Below are 15,980 nucleotides of genomic sequence, written 5' to 3' on the forward strand. Positions count from 1 at the left end.
CGGGACGTGCAGGGTCAGGGACGAGACGGCGACGCTACCGCGCTCCGCACGTCCCTCCCGCACATCCGACCACGGGCGGGACGACGGCGCAGGCGGGAACGGCGGCGGCGCGCCGGACCGGCCCGCCCGGGGAGGACGGACCGGTCCGACGCGCTGCGTGCTACAGGCCTGCGGCCGCGGCCAGGGCGCGCCGGGTGAGCACCTGCGCGAGGTGCTGCCGGTAGTCGGCCTGGGCGTTGAGGTCGTTGCTCGGGCTGGTGCCCTCGGCGGCCTGGGCGGCGGCAGCGGTGACCGTCTCCAGGCTCACGTCGACCCCGACCAGGGCGGCCTCGGTGGCGCCGGCCCGCAACGGGGTCGGCCCCATGTTGGTCAGCCCGATGCGCGCCTCGGTGATCCGGCCGCCCTCCCGCCGGACCGCCGCCGCGACCGCCACGATCGACCAGGCCTGGGCGACCCGGTTGAACTTCTCGTAGCGGGTGCCCCAGCCGTCGGCCGCGGAGAGCTTGGGGAGCCGGATCTCGACGAGCAGCTCCCCCTCCTCCAGCGCGGTGGTCAGGTAGTCGACGAAGAACTCCGACGCGGGGACCGTCCGGCGTCCGGCCGGGCCGGCGACGACGAACTCGGCGTCCAGCGCCAGCGCCACCGCCGGCAGGTCACCGGCCGGGTCGGCGTGCGCCAGGGCGCCGCCGAAGGTGCCCCGCCGGCGCACCTGCCGGTCGGCCACCGTCTCGGTGGCCTGGACCACCAGCTGGGCGTACTGCGCCAGCAGCGGGTCGCTGAGCACGTCGGCGTGCGTGGTCATCGCGCCGACGACCAGCTGGTCGCCCTCCTCCCGCACCCCGCGCAGCTCCTCGACCCGGGTGAGGTCGACGACGAGCTCCGGCGCGGCCAGCCGCAGCCGCATCACCGGGATGAGCGACTGCCCGCCGGCGAGGACCTTGACGTCGTCCCCGCCCTCGGCGATGACCCGCAGCGCCTCCTCGACGGTGGTGGGCCGGGCGTACGCGAACGCTGCGGGGATCACTGCAGGTCTCCTTCGGTGGCAGAAGCGGTGGCCGCCTCGCTGGAGGAGACGCTGTGCGCGTTGGTGCCCGCGGTGGCCCGGTCGCCGCCGTCCCCGCCCTCGTGGAGAGCCCGCCAGACCCGTTCCGGGGTCAGCGGCATCCGCAGCTCGCTGACGCCCAGGTGCCGGACGGCGTCGATGGCGGCGTTGACCACCGCCGGGGTGCTGGCGATGCAGCCGGCCTCCCCGACGCCCTTGGCACCCAGCGGGTTGCTGGTCGCCTCGTGCACGGTGTTGCCGGTGTCGAAGTGCGGCAGGTCGGCGGCCGAGGGGATCAGGTAGTCCACGAAGCTGCCGGTGGTCAGGTTGCCCTCGGCGTCGTAGATCGCCTCCTCGAACATGGCCTGGGCGATGCCCTGGGCCAGGCCGCCGTGCACCTGCCCCTCGACGATCAGCGGGTTCACGATCGTCCCGACGTCGTCCACGCAGGCGTACTTGCGGATCTTGGCGAACCCGGTCTCGGTGTCGATCTCCATCGCGCAGATGTGCGTGCCGTGCGGGAAGGAGAAGTTCTCCGGGTCGAAGGTCGCCTCGGAGTCGATCGAGGGCTCGATCCCCTCCGGGTAGTCGTGCGCGGCGAAGATGGCCAGGGCCACCTCCTGGATGCCGATGGAGGCGCCCGGTGTCCCCTTGACGGAGAACTTCCCGCCGGTGAACTCCAGGTCGTCCTCGCTGGCCTCCAGCAGGTGCGCGGCGATCGCCCGCGCCTTCTGCACGACCTTCTCCGCCGCCTTGACCACCGCGGTGCCACCGACCACCAGGGAGCGGGAGCCGTAGGTGTCCAGGCCGCGGGAGGAGATCGCGGTGTCGCCGTGCAGCACCTCGACGTCCTCGAAGGGCACACCGAGCTGGTCGGCGACGATCTGGCTCCAGGCCGTCTCGTGGCCCTGCCCGTGCGGCGTCGAGCCGGTGACGACCTCGACCTTGCCGGTGGGCAGCATCCGGATCGAGGCCGACTCCCAGCCACCCGCGCCGAAGGAGAGCGACCCGAGCACCCGGGAGGGCGCCAGCCCGCACATCTCGGTGAAGGTGGAGAAGCCGATGCCCAGCTGGACCGGGTCGTTCGACTCCCGGCGCCGCTTCTGCTCGGCCCGCAGCTCGTCGTAGCCCAGCAGCTCCAGCGCCTGCTGGGTGGCCTGCGCGTAGTCGCCGCTGTCGTACTGCAGGCCGGCGACCGTGGTGAACGGGAACTCGTCGGCGTTGATCCAGTTCTTGCGGCGCAGCTCCAGCGGGTCCATGCCCAGCTCGACGGCGAGCTCGTCCATGATCCGCTCGATCGCGAACGTCGCCTCGGGCCGGCCGGCGCCGCGGTAGGCGTCGGTGGGCACCTTGTTGGTGAACACCCCGTCGCACTCGAAGCGGTAGGCCGGGAACTTGTAGATGCCCGGGAACATGAACGCGCCCAGCGCCGGCACGCCCGGGGTGATCAGCCGCAGGTAGGCGCCCATGTCGGCGAGCAGCCGGACCCGCAGCGCCTTGACGGTGCCGTCGCGGTCGGCGGCGACGTCGACGAACTGGACCTGGTCGCGGCCGTGGTGGGCGGTCATCAGCGACTCGCCCCGGGTCTCGGTCCACTTGATCGGCTTGCCCAGCCGGCGGGCGACCAGCAGGGCCAGGATCTCCTCCGGGTTGACCTGCAGCTTGCCGCCGAAACCGCCGCCGACGTCGGGGGCGATGACCCGCAGCTTGTGCTCCGGGATGCCGGTGACGCTGGCCGCCATCACCCGCAGGATGTGCGGGATCTGGGTCGCCGACCACATCGTGTAGCTGTCCCGGGTGGGCTGGACGACGACCGACCGGGGCTCCATGAACGCCGGGATCAGCCGCTGCTGGACGAACCGGCGGCTGACGGTGACCTCGGCATCGGCGAAGGCCTGCTCGGTGTCCGAGCCGGTGCCGGCCTCGCCGGCGTCGAAGACGAAGTGGTAGCTGGTGTTCGACGAGGTCGAGTCGTGGACCAGCGGCGAGCCGTCCTGGACGGCCGTCTCCATGTCCAGCACGACGGGCAGCGGCTCGTAGTCGACGTCGATCGCCTCGAGGGCGTCCGCGGCCGCGGTGCGGGTGCGGGCGACGACGATCGCGACCGCCTCACCGACGTGGTTGACCTGGTCGACGGCGATCGAGGGGTGCCCGGGGTTGACCATGTCCGGGGTCACCGGCCAGGCGCAGGGGATCGAGCCCTGCTCCTCGGCGAGGTCGGCCCCGGTGTAGACGGCGACGACGTTCGGCCGGTCCTTGGCCGCGCTGACGTCGAGGTGGGTGATCCGCCCGTGGGCGACCGGGCTGCGCAGCATCGCCATGTGCAGCATGCCCGGCAGCACGATGTTGTCGGTCCACTGCGTCTCGCCGGTGATGAGGCGGGCGTCCTCCTTGCGCAGCCGCGCCTGCCCGATCTCCTTGGCCGGGGCCAGCTCGACGGGGGTCTCCGGGGCGGCCGGGTCCTCGACGGCGGTCACGACGCCTCCTCGCTGGCGCTCGTCGGGGCCGTGCCCGAAGGTGCTGTGCTGGATGATGACCTCGCAAGCTCGGTCATGACTGCGCCACCACGTGCTCCGAGGCGGCGGTGTCCACCGCGGCCGGCGAGGAGCCCGGGTCACCGGGTGCCTCGCCCCGCATCTCCTGCGCCGCGTGCTGCACGGCCTTGACGATGTTCTGGTAGCCGGTGCAGCGGCAGAGGTTGCCCTCGATGCCCTCGCGCACCTCGGTCTCGCTCGGGTCCGGGTTCTCCTTGAGCAGGTCGATCGAGGCCATGATCATCCCCGGCGTGCAGAAGCCGCACTGCAGCCCGTGCATCTCGTGGAAGGCCCGCTGGACCGGGTGCAGGGTGCCGCCGATGCCCTCCCCGGCGATCCCCTCGATGGTGGTGACCTGGCTGCCGTCGGCCTGCACGGCCAGCACGGTGCACGACTTCACGGCCTGCCCGTCCAGGTGGACGGTGCACGCGCCGCAGTTGCTGGTGTCACAGCCCACGACCGTGCCGACCTTGCCGATCTGTTCCCTGAGGTAGTGCACCAGCAGGGTCCGCGGCTCGACGTCGTCCGTGTAGGACTCCCCGTCGACCCGCACGTTGATCTGCGTCACGTGTCCTCCGCTTCGTTGCATCGGCTCTGCACCGCGGTCGTCCCGCGGGTCCTGCGGCAGTGTGACAACCGACACGTGCACGAGTCCACACCCGCGGCCGCCGGCCGGGACCCCGGTTCCGCGGATGCGGCTGCTCAACGGCCGAGGCGGCTCAACTGCGGGAGACACCTCGCGCGCTGCCCCGCAGGACGCCCCCCGGGCAACGTTGCACCGGGTTGCAGTCGACCGACCGTCAGCGGCGGAGCGGACCGCGCGGCCCGCCGCGCAGCCGCTGCACGTGCCCGGCCGCCGCGGTGCGCCGCGCCCCGGGCGGGAGCACGGCCAGGCACGCCTGCCAGGTGCCCAGGTCGTCGGCCGCCTCGGCCAGCTCGCTGTAGCGGACCAGCAGGTCCGGGCGCCCGCTGCCGAGCACCGCCGTCCGGACCTCGTCGGCGAGGCGGGCGCGGGCGGCCCGCACGCCCGGTGCCGTCGACCCCGGCAGCAGCGGCCCCCGGTAGCGGTCCAGCGCCGAGCCCACCGCCCCCTGCGCGATGAGGCCGCGCACCTCCTCGGCGTCGGTGCGCACCGACCCGAGCAGCCGGTAGGGCCGCGAGCCGACCAGGTGGTCGCCCACCAGCCGGCGGAGCCGGGACAGCTCGGCGCGCACGGTGACCGCGGCCGCCTCGCCGGCGTGGCACTCGGCGGCCAGCTGCTCCGCCGTCCGCCCGGTGCCCGCTGCGGCGGCCTCGGCGAGCAGCACCACCAGCTCGGAGTGCCGCAGCGAGAGCTCCTGCACCCCGGCGGCGGTGCGCAGCCGGGCGCGGTCGCGGCCCAGCACCTCGAGGGTCGGGACGGCGGGCCGCTGGCCGGCGGCCAGCCGGTCAGCGCGCAGCCCGCGGTCCCGGCCGAGCCAGCGGAGCTCGGACTCCGCGGCGGCCGCGGTGGCCCGCACCAGCGTCAGCACGTGCGGGCTGGCCACGTGGTCGCCGCCGGTGACGTCGATGGCGCCGAGCAGGGCACCGGTGAGCGGGTCGTGCACCGGGGCCGCCGAGCAGCTCCACGGCTGGACCGGACGGCGGTAGTGCTCGCTGCCGTAGATCTGGACGGCGTGGTCGAGGGCGAGGGCGGTGCCCGGCGCGTTGGTCCCGGCGCTGCTCTCGCCCCACGAGGCGCCCTCGACGAAGTGCACCCCGGCCGCCCGGTCCCGCAGCCGCGAGTCGCCCTCCACCCAGAGCATCCGGCCGGCCGCGTCGGTCACCGCGACGATCATCTGGTCCACCTCGGCGTCGGCGACGAGCAGCCGGCGGATCACCGGCATGACCGCGGCCAGCGGGTGCGCCGCCCGGTAGGCGGCCAGGTCGTCGTCGAGCAGGTCCACCGGGGGCGGCGCCCCGTCGGGGTCGACGCCGCTGCGCAGCGACCGCCGCCAGGAGTCCCACACGACCGCGCGCACCTGGTCCCGCGCGGGTGTGCCGACCTGCGTGACGAGGGCCTCGTGCGCGGCCCGGAGCCGCCGGGTGAGCACCGGGCCGGGGTCCCCGTCGGGGAGGGCCAGCCACGGGTTCACGGTCGTCACGGCGCGGGGTCCCCGGGGCTGAGGGTCATGGTCGCCCCATCGTGACCGCTGCTCCCCGATCGCGCCAGGGACGCGGACGGGCGGTGCGGACCGACCGCCCTGCGCCACCGCGGGTCCACCATCGTCCCGGTGGGGGCGGAGCGGCCGAGGAGGTCCCGTGGCGCGGTGGTCGGAGATCGAGCAGGAGGCGCCTGAGCTCGCGGCGACGGCGCGGCAGTTCCTGGACGCCGGGGCGCACAAGACCCTGGCGACGCTGCGGCGGGACGGGTCGCCCCGGATCAGCGGCACCGAGATCGAGATCCGCGACGGCGATCTCTGGTTCGGCGGCATGTGGCAGTCGGTCAAGGCCCTGGACCTGCTGCGCGATCCACGCTTCGCGCTGCACGGCCCGTCGGTCAGCCCACCGGAGTGGCGCGGCGACGCGAAGCTCGCCGGCCGGGCGGAGGAGGTCACCGACCCCGCCGTCATGGCGCGGATGACCGGGGGCGCGCCACCGGGGCCCTCGCACCTGTTCCGGGCCGACGTCACCGAGCTGAGCGTGGTGCGGCTCGCGGAGAGCGGCGACTCGCTGGTCATCGAGTCGTGGCACGCCGGCCGCGGGACGAGCCGGGTGGAACGCCGCTGACCGGCCGGCGGTCCGCTCGGGGACGGCCTCCGATCGCCGCCGCAGATCAGATCGCGGCGAGCTCCCGGCGGCGCAGCACGGCCGAGGCGGCGAGGAAACCGAGCCCGAGCACGGCCAGCCCGGTGCCGACCAGGCTCGGCGCCCGGTAGCCGAAGCCGGCGGCGATGACCAGGCCGCCCAGCCACGCGCCCAGCGCGTTGGCCAGGTTGAGCGCGGAGTGGTTGAGCGCCGCGCCGAGCATCTGGGCGTCCCCGGCGACCTCCATCAGCCGCAGCTGCAGGCAGACGGCGAGGACCGAGCTGGCCGCGGCGGTGAGGAACACCGCGACCAGCAGGGCGCCGGCGCTCCCGGCGAGCAGCGCCACGGCGAGCAGGAAGACGCCGAGGGCGACCACCGCGCCCAGCAGCGAGGGGAACAGCGCGCGGTCGGCCAGCCGGCCGCCGAGCGCGGTGCCGACGATCATGCCGACGCCGAAGACCAGCAGCGCGACCGGGACGAAGCCCGCCGAGGCCCCGGCGACGTCGGTGAGCAGCGGCGCGATGTAGCTGTACAGGGCGAACATGCCGCCGAAGCCGACGACCCCGAACAGCAGGGTCAGCACCACCTGCGGCCGGCGCAGCGCGCCCAGCTCGGACCGGATCGTCGCCTCGGCCCGGCCGGGGACGGCGGGGACGACCAGCAGGACGGCGAGCACGGTCAGCGCCCCGAGCAGCACGACCGCCCAGTAGGCCGAGCGCCAGCCCATCGCCTGGCCGAGCCAGGTCGCCGCGGGGACGCCGGCCACGTTGGCGACCGCCAGCCCGAGCATCACCGAGCTGACCGCCCGGCCGCGCAGCCGGTCGGGCACCAGCGAGGCGGCGATGAGCGAGGCGACCCCGAAGAAGGCGCCGTGCGGCAGCCCGGCGACGAACCGGGCGAGCAGCAGGGTCCCGTAGCCGGGGGCCAGCGCGCTCAGCGCGTTGCCGGCGACGAACGCCGCCATCAGGCCGACGGCCAGCCCGCGCCGGGGCAGCCGGGCGCCGAGGGCGGCGATCACCGGCGCGCCGACGACCACGCCGAGGGCGTAGGCGGAGATGAGGTGGCCGGCCGAGGGGATGCTCGCGTCGACGCCGGCGGCGATGTCGGGCAGCAGGCCCATCGTCACGAACTCGGTGGTGCCGATGGCGAAGGCGCCGACGGCCAGCGCGCCGATGGCGAGGACGGCGGTGCGGGGGGCGGGGACGGTCGGGGCCGGCGTCGTCTCGACGGCGGGGGCGGCGCTCACAGGTCCAGCCAAGACCACCGCCCCGGCCGGCATTCCCGCACCCCGTTGGTCTCAAGGAGCCCCCCGCGGATGCCGATGACCGACCGAGGACCGGGAGGGGGCTGCGATGGCCGAGCAGAGACGCCGCACACCGAGGAAGGCCGTGCGCCGCGCGCCGCGGAGGCGCGTCCGCCGCGCGCCCAGGAGCGGCGGGCTGACGCGCTGGCTGACCCCGGTGCTGGCGCTGGCCGCCGGCGGGCTGTTCGCCGCGTCCCAGCTGACCCCGGTGCTGGTCGACCTCACGGCGTCCAGCACCATCACCGACGAGGGGGTCACCGTGGGCGGCAGCTCCGCCCCCGCGCTCGGGGACGGCCTGCTCTCCTGGTCCACCGGCACCCCGGCCGGCGACTCGAACGGCGCGACGGTGACCGACGGCGACGCGGTCGGCGGGCTCGTGGTCCCCCAGCCGCCCCGGCCGAACGGCATCACGCTGCAGCCCTGGGCCGCCCGGGGCGTCGCCCCCACGCTGACCCCGCTGGAGCCCGCCTGCGGCGGGTACAGCACACCGAAGCGGATCACCCCGGGCGTGGTCGCCGGCACCGGCTCGGCCACCGTCACCTGGATGTCCGACGCCCGCGGCGAGGTGCAGTCCTACCGGGTCTCCGCGGTCGCCCAGCGGCCGGTGAGCGGGGTCCAGCCCGCACCGCTGACCGCCGCCGCGGCGCAGCCCGAGGGGTGCCAGCAGGTCTCGGCGACGGTCACCGGGCTGGTGTCCGGCGAGTACTACGTGTTCTGGCTGGAGGAGCAGGTCGTCAGCGCGACCACCGGGCGGACCCGGCTGGACCAGGTCGGCAGCTCGGCCCCGGTGCTGGTCGGCTGAGCCGCCCGCCGGGTCAGAGCCCGGCGGCGAGGTCGACCAGCTCGTCGAGCACCCGCCGCACGACCAGCCGTTCGGCGTGGTCCGGGCGGACCAGGGCGTCGATCCGGCGGCCGGCCCGCACCCCGGCCAGCGGCACCAGCCGCACGCCCGGCCGCCGCCCGGCGGTGTGGCGCGGCAGCAGGGCGATGCCGTGCCCGCCGGCGACCAGCGCCTCGACGACGCCGAAGTCGTTGATCCGGTGGGCGACGTGCGGCTGGGCGCCGGAGCCGGCCGCCACGGCGTCGAGCAGCTCGGCGACCGGGAACCCGACCTTGACCGCGATCCAGTCCTCGTCGACCAGGTCGGCCGGGCGCACCTCGGCCCGGCCGGCCAGCCGGTGCCCGGCGGGGACGGCGACGTCCAGCGGCTCGCGGAGCAGCGGGACCACCCGCAGGCCGGTGTCCCGCCAGCCGGCGTCGTCGTCGGGCCGGTGGGCGATGACGACGTCGACCCGGTCGGTCAGCGCCGGGAAGTCCGCCTGCGCCACGTCCTCGTCGGAGCACTCGACGGTCACGCCGGCCAGGCCGGCGACGCGGTCCAGCAGGCCGGGCAGCAGCAGGTGCGCGGCGCTCTGGAAGGCCGAGACCCGCACCGTGCCGACCGGCCGGTCGGCGAAGGCCGCGCAGGCGGCCCGGGCCCGTTCCACCGCCACCGCGACGTCGACGGCCGCCTCCGCCAGCGCCTGACCGGCGAGGGTGAGCCGCAGCCCCCGGCCGACCCGCTCGGTCAGCGGGACGCCCATCTCCCGGGAGAGCGCGGCCAGCTGCTGGGAGACCGCCGACGGCGTGAGGTGCAGCACCGCGGCGGCCGCGGTGACCCCGCCCTGGCGGCCCACCGCCCGCAGGGTCTCCAGTGCGCGGACGTCCATGAAGCGACGCTACAAGGTCGCGGTGCGAACGATCGATGGTGCTGGACCGTCAGCGACCGCAGAGTGGGTCCATGCCACCCCGCGACCGGCTGCTCGCCGGGCTCGTCGCCCTCGTCTGGGGCCTGAACTTCCCGGCGATCCACCTGTCCCTGGAGCAGTTCCCGCCGTTCTTCCTGGTGGCCCTCCGGTTCGCCGTGCTGGCGGTGCCGACCCTGCTGTTCGTGCCGCGGCCGGGGGTGCCCTGGCGCTGGGTGCTCGGCTACGGCACCGGCTTCGGGGTGCTCCAGTTCCTCTTCCTGTACCTGGCCATGGTCAACGGGATGCCCTCGGGCCTGGCCTCGCTGGTGCTGCAGTCCTCCGCCCCGTTCACCGTGGTGCTGGCGGCGGCGCTGCTGCGCGAGCGGCTCGGCGGCCGGCAGGCCCTCGGCGTCGCGCTGGCGGTGGGCGGGCTGGCGGGGATCGCCGTGCACCGGGCCGGCCTGGCCGGGGGCGCGTACCTGCTGCCCGTCGTCCTCACCCTCTGCGGCGGGCTGGGCTGGGCGCTGGGCAACCTGGCCAGCCGGCAGGCGCGGGCGCCGCAGCCGCTGCGCCTCACGCTGTGGATGACCGTCGTGCCGCCGCTGCCGATGCTGGTGGTGTCGCTGCTGACGGAGGGCCCGCAGCGGATCGGCACCTCGCTCAGCACGCTCGACTCCACCCGCGGGGCGCTGGCCCTCGCCGGGCTGGCCTTCACCGTGCTGGTCGCCACCGTGCTCGGCTCGGGCATCTGGACGACGCTGCTGAGCCGGCACCCGTCGAGCACGGTGGCACCGTTCTCCATGCTGGTGCCGGTGGTCGGGGTGGGGGCGTCCTGGCTGGCCTTCGGCGAGCGGGTCTACCTGGTCGAGCTCGCCTGCGGCGCCGTCGTGGTCGCCGGGGTGCTGCTCAGCAGCTCCGGCCGGCGGACCGCGAGCACCCCCGCCGCACCCCCGCTGGTGCCCGCCGCGACCTGACGGCCGTCAGTGGACGGCGACCGGCGCGGCCTCCGGGTCGGGGTCCGCCAGCTGCCAGGGGCGGACGACGACCACCAGCACCACGATCGCCAGCACCAGCGAGGCGACGACGACCGTGCCCATCGCGACGGCGTCGTTGCCGAGCAGGCCGACCAGCGGCGAGACCGCGGCACCGACGCCGAACTGGACGGCGCCCAGCAGCGCGGCGGCGGTGCCGGCGGCGTCGCCGTGCCGGGACAGCGCCAGCGCCGGGGCGTTGGGCAGCGCCAGGCCGCAGGAGAACAGCACCGCCCACAGCGGGAGGACGACGGCGAACAGCCCGCCGGTCGCGGTGGCGGCCAGCACCAGCAGCACGACCCCGGCGACGGCGCCCGCGACGGTGCCGGCGACCAGCACCTGGGCCGGGGAGAACCAGCGCAGCAGCACCGGGTTGAGCTGGGTCGCGGCGATCAGCCAGACCGCGCCGGCGCCGAAGAGCAGCCCGAACTGCTGCTCGTCGAGGCCGAACTCGTCCTGGTAGACGAACGAGGACCCGGAGACGTAGGCGAACAGCCCGGCCATGGTCAGCCCGGCGACGAGGACGAGGCCGACGTAGGCGCGGTCGCGGAACAGCGAGCCGTAGCTGCGCAGCGTGCCGGCGACACCGCTGCTGCTGCGGCGCTCGGGCGGCAGCGTCTCGCGGACGGCGAAGAAGCCCATCACGACCAGCAGGACGCCGTAGAGGGCCAGCAGCGCGAAGACACCGCGCCAGGAGGTGAACCGGAGCAGCTCGCCGCCGATGGTCGGGGCGAGCACCGGCGCGACGCCGAGCACCAGGAAGAGCCGGGAGAGCATGGTCGCGGCGGCGCGGCCGTCGAACAGGTCGCGGACGACGGCGATGGCGATGACCGCCCCGGCCGCCGCCCCGACGCCCTGCAGCACCCGGAGCGCGCCGAGCACGGCGACGTTCGGCGCGAGCAGCACCAGCAGCGACGCCAGCACGTGCACCGCCGTCCCGACCAGCAGCGGGCGGCGGCGGCCGAGGGCGTCCGACAGCGGGCCGAGCACCAGCTGGCCGAGCGCGAGACCGACCAGGGTGCCGGTGAGCGTGAGCTGCACCGCCGAGGAGGTGGTCCCCAGCTCGTCGGTGATGGTCGGCAGGGCCGGCAGGTACATGTCGATGGTGAGCGGGCCGAGCGCGACGAAGGCGCCCAGGGTCAGCGCGGTGCGCGCGGTCCTCGGCTTCGCGGGGCGCGGGTCGGGCAGCGCGACCCCGGTCGGCGACGGGCCGGTGCTCCGGTGTGCGGTGGTGCGGTCCTGCGTGGCGGTCATGGGTCCCCCTGGTGGTGCGGTGTCGCGGGGCCTCCGTTGGCCGGAACGCGGGTACTCCGGCGACAGCACCGCACAGCTCCGGCACATTCCGCGCGACCGATGAACAGCGCGTGCCGCGGCGGTCTGGACGGGCATGAGCCGCACGACCTGCCACGTGACCCTCTCCCTCGACGGCTTCCTGGCCGGCCCGCACCAGACCCGGGAGGACCCGCTCGGCCGGGGCGGGGAACGGCTGCACGAGTGGATGTTCGCCGCCGAGCCGCTGCCGGAGGCCGACGCAGCCGCCCGCGCGGACCTGCTGCGGCCCCGCGGCGCGTTTGTGATGGGCCGCAACATGTTCGGCCCGGTCCGCGGCGGGTGGGACGAGGACTGGCGCGGCTGGTGGGGCGACGAGCCGCCGTACCACGCACCGGTGTTCGTGCTCACCCACCACGCGCGCGACCCGGTGGAGATGGCCGGCGGGACGACGTTCGTGTTCGTGACCGAGGGCTTCGACGCCGCGTTCGCGCAGGCCCGCGCCGCGGCCGGCGACGCCGAGGTGACCGTGGCCGGCGGCGCGTCCACGGTGCGCCAGGCCCTGGCGGCGGGGGTGGTCGACGAGCTGGTGCTCGACGTCGCACCGGTCCTGCTGGGCGGCGGCGAGCGCCTGTTCGACGGCGTCGCCGACCCCGGGCTCACCCAGCTGGAGGTCACGTCCTCGCCGCGGGTGACCCACGTCCGCTACCGCGTCGGGCCCTGACCCGTCCTCGCCGGGGGCGGACCGACCGGGGGCGGCGCGGCGGGCAGCAGCGCCCGGACGTCCTTTGCGCGCAGCGCGCCGAGCCAGAGCCCGGCGCCGTAGGCGAGGTCCTCGAGGCGGCGTCCCGCGGCGGCGGTGGGCAGGTCGACCTCGTGCCGGTGCGGCCACCAGCCGTCGACGGCGTCGGCCACCGCGACCCCGGCGACCAGCCACCGGGCGCGGCGGCTGACCAGCGCGGCCGCGACCGCGAGCGGCCAGTGGTGCCGGGTGACCGCGCGGGCCAGGGTCCGGCCGGACGCTGCCGTCCCGCGCAGCACCAGCCCGGCCGCCAGCCGCAGCGGCAGCGGGTCGCCGGGCGCGGCGAGCCGGCGGGCCAGCTGCTCCGACGCCCGGCCGAGCACCCCGGCGGCGGCCAGCACGCCCAGCGGCGACCCGGTGAGCGCCAGGGCCCAGGCCGCGGCCGACCACGGCGAGATCACCACCGGGGCGACCGCCGCGCCGTGCCGCTGGGCCAGCAGCGCCGCCCCGGTGCCGTAGAACGCGCGGCGGCGCAGCCAGTCGGCCGGCGCCACCCGGTGGTCGTGCGCCACCCGGGCCGCCGGCTCGTAGCGCACCCGCCAGCCGGCCCCGGCCAGCCGCCAGACCAGGTCGACGTCCTCGGCGACCCGCATCGTCTCGTCGAACCCGGCGCCCAGCGCCGCCCGCCGGGCCAGCAGCGCGGCGCTGGGCACGTAGGAGACCACCGTCAGCGGCGCGACCCGCGCCGCCGCCGTCCCCATGTCCAGCGCACTGCTCACCCCCTCGTACCGCGCCACCCACGCGGAGGCCCTCGCACCGCCGAGGGCGGTGATCCGGGGGGCGACCAGGGCCAGCCGGGGGTCGGCCAGGTGCCGGGCCAGCTGCTCCAGCCAGCCGGGCTCCGGCACGCAGTCGGAGTCGACGAAGGCGACCAGCGGGGTGCCGGCGGCACGCAGGCCGGCGTTGCGGGCGGCGGCCGGGCCGCGGGCCTCCTCGTGGCGGAGCAGCCGGGCGCCGGCCGCCACCGCGGCGACCTCGGACGGTTCCGCGGAACCGTCGTCGACCACGACCACGGGGCAACCCGCCGTCCCCGGGTCGGCGCGGAGGGCGGCCAGCAGCCGGGCCAGCCCGTCGGTGCGGTCCCGGACCGGGACGACGACGGTCACCGCGGGGAGCGGCGCCGGCGGCAGGTCGGGGTCGGCGACGCCGGTGTCCAGCAGCCGCGCGGCCAGCGCCGCGGTGCGGGCGTCGGTCACCTCGAGCCGGTCGCCGTCCAGCAGGGTCCGGGCGGCGGGCGCGAGCCGCAGCATCCGGAACGGGGACCCGCCGAGCAGCGTCGTCCCGCCGTCCCGGCGCTGGGTCCCCGGTGCCAGCCGGACGGCGAACCCGTCGGGCAGCCGGTCCGGGGGCGGCGCGGGGACCGTCATCGCCCGGCGAGCACCGCGTCGGTCGTGGTGAGGGTGATCAGCGGGGCGTAGAGGGCCATCGCCGCGAGCGCCCGGCCGTGGTCGGCGTCGCTGGCCCCGGCGCAGGCGTCGGTGACCACCTGCACCGGCACCCCGGCGTCCGCGGCCGGCAGCGCGGTGGAGAGCACGCAGCAGTCGGTCGACACGCCGGCCAGCAGCACCGGCCCGTCGCCGACGAGCGCGGCGAGCTCGGGGCCCCACTTGCCGAAGGTGGGCGCGTCCAGCACCGGGGCGCCGCCGGGGTCGTCGACCAGGGCGTACAGCGCTGCGTCGGGGGGCTGCAGCGCGAAGGGGAACTGCTCGTAGTAGGGCACCCACGCGCCGGTGGGCTCGGCCGGGGCGACGAACCGGGTGTGCACCACGCGGCCGGGGAAGGCGGCGGTCAGCCGGCGGATGGCCGGGTGCACCTCCGCGAACCGGGGCGCACCCCACGGGGAGCCGGCGTCGGCGAAGACGTGCTGCACGTCGACCACGACGAGCACGCCGTCGGTCACCTCGCCTCCTGCGGTGCCAGCGCCTCCTGCCGGCGCACCGCGCCGCGGCGGAGCAGCAGCGTGCCGGCGAACCCGACGACGAGGGCGACCAGCACGCCCAGGTTGGCGAAGGCCCAGGTCCCGTCCTTGCCGCCCAGGCCGAGGGGCTCGAGCAGGTAGCCCTGCCAGGTCAGCCAGCTGGCGTAGCCGTTGGTGACCAGGCCCCAGCCGAGCACCGTGCCGAGCACGAGCAGCGCCAGCGGCACCGGCGGGACGGCGCCGTACCGGCCGCGGGGGTCGTAGAGGTCGGCCTCGGCGTAGTCGCGGTGGCGCAGCAGCAGGTCGGCCAGCACGATCCCGCACCAGGCGGCGACCGGGACGCCGAGGGTGATCAGGAAGCCCTGGAACTGCACGAAGAAGTCGCCCTCGGCGAGGAAGACGACCCAGATGGCGCCGAGCACCATCAGCACGCCGTCGATCGAGGCGGCGACCGGCCGGGGGATCCGCACGCCCGCCGCCAGCAGCGCCAGGCCGGAGGAGTAGATGTCCAGCAGCGCCCCGCCGACCAGGCCCAGGACGGCGACCAGCGCGAACGGGACGAGGAACCAGGTGGGCAGCAGGGTGGCCAGCGCACCGATCGGGTCCGCGCCGATGGCGGTGGCCAGGTCGGCCGAGGAGCCCGCCAGCAGCAGACCGACCACCAGCAGCACGACCGGCGCCAGCGCCGAGCCGAACGTCGTCCAGCCGACGACGCCGCGGGTCGAGGCCGAGCGCGGCAGGTAGCGGGAGTAGTCCGCGGCGGCGTTCACCCAGCCGAAGCCGTAGCCGGTCATCACGAAGACGAGCGCACCGATGAACGCCTGGGTGGAGCCCGACGGCAGCCCGCTGACGGTGCCCCAGTCGATCTCGTCGGCCACCAGGACCAGGTAGACGACGGTCAGCACGCCGGTGACCACGGTGATGACCGCCTGCATGCGCATGATCAGGTCGAAGCCGAGCACCCCGCCGACGACGACCAGCCCGGCGACCACCAGCAGCGCGACGACCTGGGTGGCCGTGCCGCCGCCCCAGCCCAGCTCGGTGAAGACGGTCGCGGTGGCCAGCGTGGCCAACGAGGTGAGCACGGTCTCCCAGCCGACCGTGAGCACCCAGGCCAGGACGGCGGGGACCTTGCCGCCGGTGACGCCGAAGGCCGCCCGGCTGAGCACCAGGGTGGGGGCCGAGCCGCGCTTGCCGGCGATGGCGATGAACCCGCAGAGCAGGAAGCTGACCACGATGCCGACGACGCCGGCCACGACCGCCTGCCAGAAGGAGATGCCGAAGCCGAGCGTGAAGGCGCCGTAGGCCAGGCCGAGCACGCTGACGTTCGCGCCGAACCAGGGCCAGAACAGCTGGCGGGGCGTGCCCTTGCGCTCGGACTCGGAGATCACGTTGATGCCGTTGGTCTCCACCGCCACGCGTGCCGTGGAGGCAGCCGGCTCCCCGGTCACCTGGTGCGCCATCGCGTGCTCCGTCCTCACCGGCGGGTCCGTCCCCGCTCCCGGGCCGAGACCCTAACCGCGCGGTCGGCCCCGGACGCACGACGACGCCGCCGGCCGGTCCGGGGAGGACCTGCCGGCGGCGTCGT

At 75.9% G+C, this 15,980-nt stretch carries 14 protein-coding genes; 4 read left to right on the forward strand and 10 right to left on the reverse strand.

The window, feature by feature from the left end:
• Positions 1-160: 160 nt before the first annotated feature.
• The 4 genes from MODMU_RS25430 to MODMU_RS25445 all read right to left on the reverse strand — a co-directional run bounded on the left by MODMU_RS25430 (position 161) and on the right by MODMU_RS25445 (position 5,699).
• Positions 161-1,024, reverse strand: a complete 864-nt coding sequence (locus tag MODMU_RS25430) for an FAD binding domain-containing protein (RefSeq protein WP_014743295.1) — start codon at positions 1,022-1,024, stop codon at positions 161-163.
• Positions 1,021-3,519 carry a xanthine dehydrogenase family protein molybdopterin-binding subunit gene (locus MODMU_RS25435; protein ID WP_014743296.1) on the reverse strand — a complete coding sequence of 833 codons (2,499 nt, stop codon included), beginning with the start codon at positions 3,517-3,519 and terminating at the stop codon, positions 1,021-1,023. The genes MODMU_RS25430 and MODMU_RS25435 overlap by 4 nt, the downstream gene beginning before the upstream one ends.
• A 73-nt stretch (positions 3,520-3,592) precedes the next feature.
• Positions 3,593-4,144 carry a (2Fe-2S)-binding protein gene (locus MODMU_RS25440; RefSeq protein WP_014743297.1) on the reverse strand — a complete coding sequence of 184 codons (552 nt, stop codon included), beginning with the start codon at positions 4,142-4,144 and terminating at the stop codon, positions 3,593-3,595.
• A 232-nt stretch (positions 4,145-4,376) separates the two neighbouring features.
• On the reverse strand, positions 4,377-5,699 hold the full coding sequence (locus MODMU_RS25445; RefSeq protein WP_014743298.1) for a GAF domain-containing protein: 1,323 nt from the start codon (positions 5,697-5,699) through the stop codon (positions 4,377-4,379).
• Positions 5,700-5,856: 157 nt separating this feature from the next.
• Between MODMU_RS25445 and MODMU_RS25450 the strand changes: the two genes are divergently transcribed.
• The gene (locus MODMU_RS25450; protein ID WP_014743299.1) at positions 5,857-6,324 is read left to right on the forward strand and encodes a pyridoxamine 5'-phosphate oxidase family protein; all 468 of its coding nucleotides are present in this window, start codon (positions 5,857-5,859) and stop codon (positions 6,322-6,324) included.
• A 46-nt stretch (positions 6,325-6,370) separates the two neighbouring features.
• Here MODMU_RS25450 and MODMU_RS25455 read toward each other — a convergent pair whose 3' ends face one another.
• Positions 6,371-7,588 carry an MFS transporter gene (locus MODMU_RS25455; RefSeq protein WP_014743300.1) on the reverse strand — a complete coding sequence of 406 codons (1,218 nt, stop codon included), beginning with the start codon at positions 7,586-7,588 and terminating at the stop codon, positions 6,371-6,373.
• A gap of 106 nt (positions 7,589-7,694) precedes the next feature.
• Here MODMU_RS25455 and MODMU_RS25460 point away from each other — a divergent pair, with 106 nt between their 5' ends.
• Entirely contained in the window at positions 7,695-8,447 is a 753-nt protein-coding gene (locus tag MODMU_RS25460) for a hypothetical protein (RefSeq protein WP_014743301.1), read from the forward strand.
• Positions 8,448-8,460: 13 nt separating this feature from the next.
• On the opposite strand, the gene MODMU_RS25465 is transcribed toward MODMU_RS25460, so the two are convergent.
• Positions 8,461-9,354, reverse strand: coding sequence for a LysR family transcriptional regulator (locus tag MODMU_RS25465; RefSeq protein ID WP_014743302.1), 894 nt, complete (start codon positions 9,352-9,354; stop codon positions 8,461-8,463).
• Between the two features lie 71 nt (positions 9,355-9,425).
• Here MODMU_RS25465 and MODMU_RS25470 point away from each other — a divergent pair, with 71 nt between their 5' ends.
• A complete protein-coding gene (locus MODMU_RS25470) occupies positions 9,426-10,346 on the forward strand; it encodes an EamA family transporter (protein ID WP_014743303.1) in 921 nt (306 codons plus the stop codon).
• A 6-nt stretch (positions 10,347-10,352) separates the two neighbouring features.
• Here the strand turns inward: MODMU_RS25470 and MODMU_RS25475 are convergent, their stop codons facing one another.
• Positions 10,353-11,657, reverse strand: a complete 1,305-nt coding sequence (locus MODMU_RS25475) for a multidrug effflux MFS transporter (RefSeq protein WP_014743304.1) — start codon at positions 11,655-11,657, stop codon at positions 10,353-10,355.
• Between the two features lie 133 nt (positions 11,658-11,790).
• On the opposite strand from MODMU_RS25475, the gene MODMU_RS25480 reads away from it, so the two are divergent.
• Complete coding sequence (locus tag MODMU_RS25480) at positions 11,791-12,396, forward strand: dihydrofolate reductase family protein (RefSeq protein ID WP_014743305.1); 606 nt, start codon at positions 11,791-11,793, stop codon at positions 12,394-12,396.
• On the opposite strand, the gene mftF is transcribed toward MODMU_RS25480, so the two are convergent.
• Genes mftF through MODMU_RS25495 form a run of 3 tightly spaced genes read right to left on the reverse strand, consistent with a single transcriptional unit; the run spans position 12,378 to position 15,873 of the window.
• On the reverse strand, positions 12,378-13,841 hold the full coding sequence (mftF, locus tag MODMU_RS25485; RefSeq protein ID WP_014743306.1) for a mycofactocin biosynthesis glycosyltransferase MftF: 1,464 nt from the start codon (positions 13,839-13,841) through the stop codon (positions 12,378-12,380). The two genes, MODMU_RS25480 and mftF, sit on opposite strands and share 19 nt — an antisense overlap.
• A complete protein-coding gene (locus MODMU_RS25490) occupies positions 13,838-14,374 on the reverse strand; it encodes a cysteine hydrolase family protein (protein ID WP_014743307.1) in 537 nt (178 codons plus the stop codon). Before MODMU_RS25490 ends, mftF begins: the two co-directional genes overlap by 4 nt.
• Positions 14,371-15,873, reverse strand: a complete 1,503-nt coding sequence (locus MODMU_RS25495; RefSeq protein ID WP_231851724.1) for a purine-cytosine permease family protein — start codon at positions 15,871-15,873, stop codon at positions 14,371-14,373. The genes MODMU_RS25490 and MODMU_RS25495 overlap by 4 nt, the downstream gene beginning before the upstream one ends.
• Positions 15,874-15,980: the final 107 nt, after the last annotated feature.

This window comes from Modestobacter italicus (assembly GCF_000306785.1).
Taxonomy (GTDB): Bacteria; Actinomycetota; Actinomycetes; order Mycobacteriales; family Geodermatophilaceae; genus Modestobacter; species Modestobacter italicus.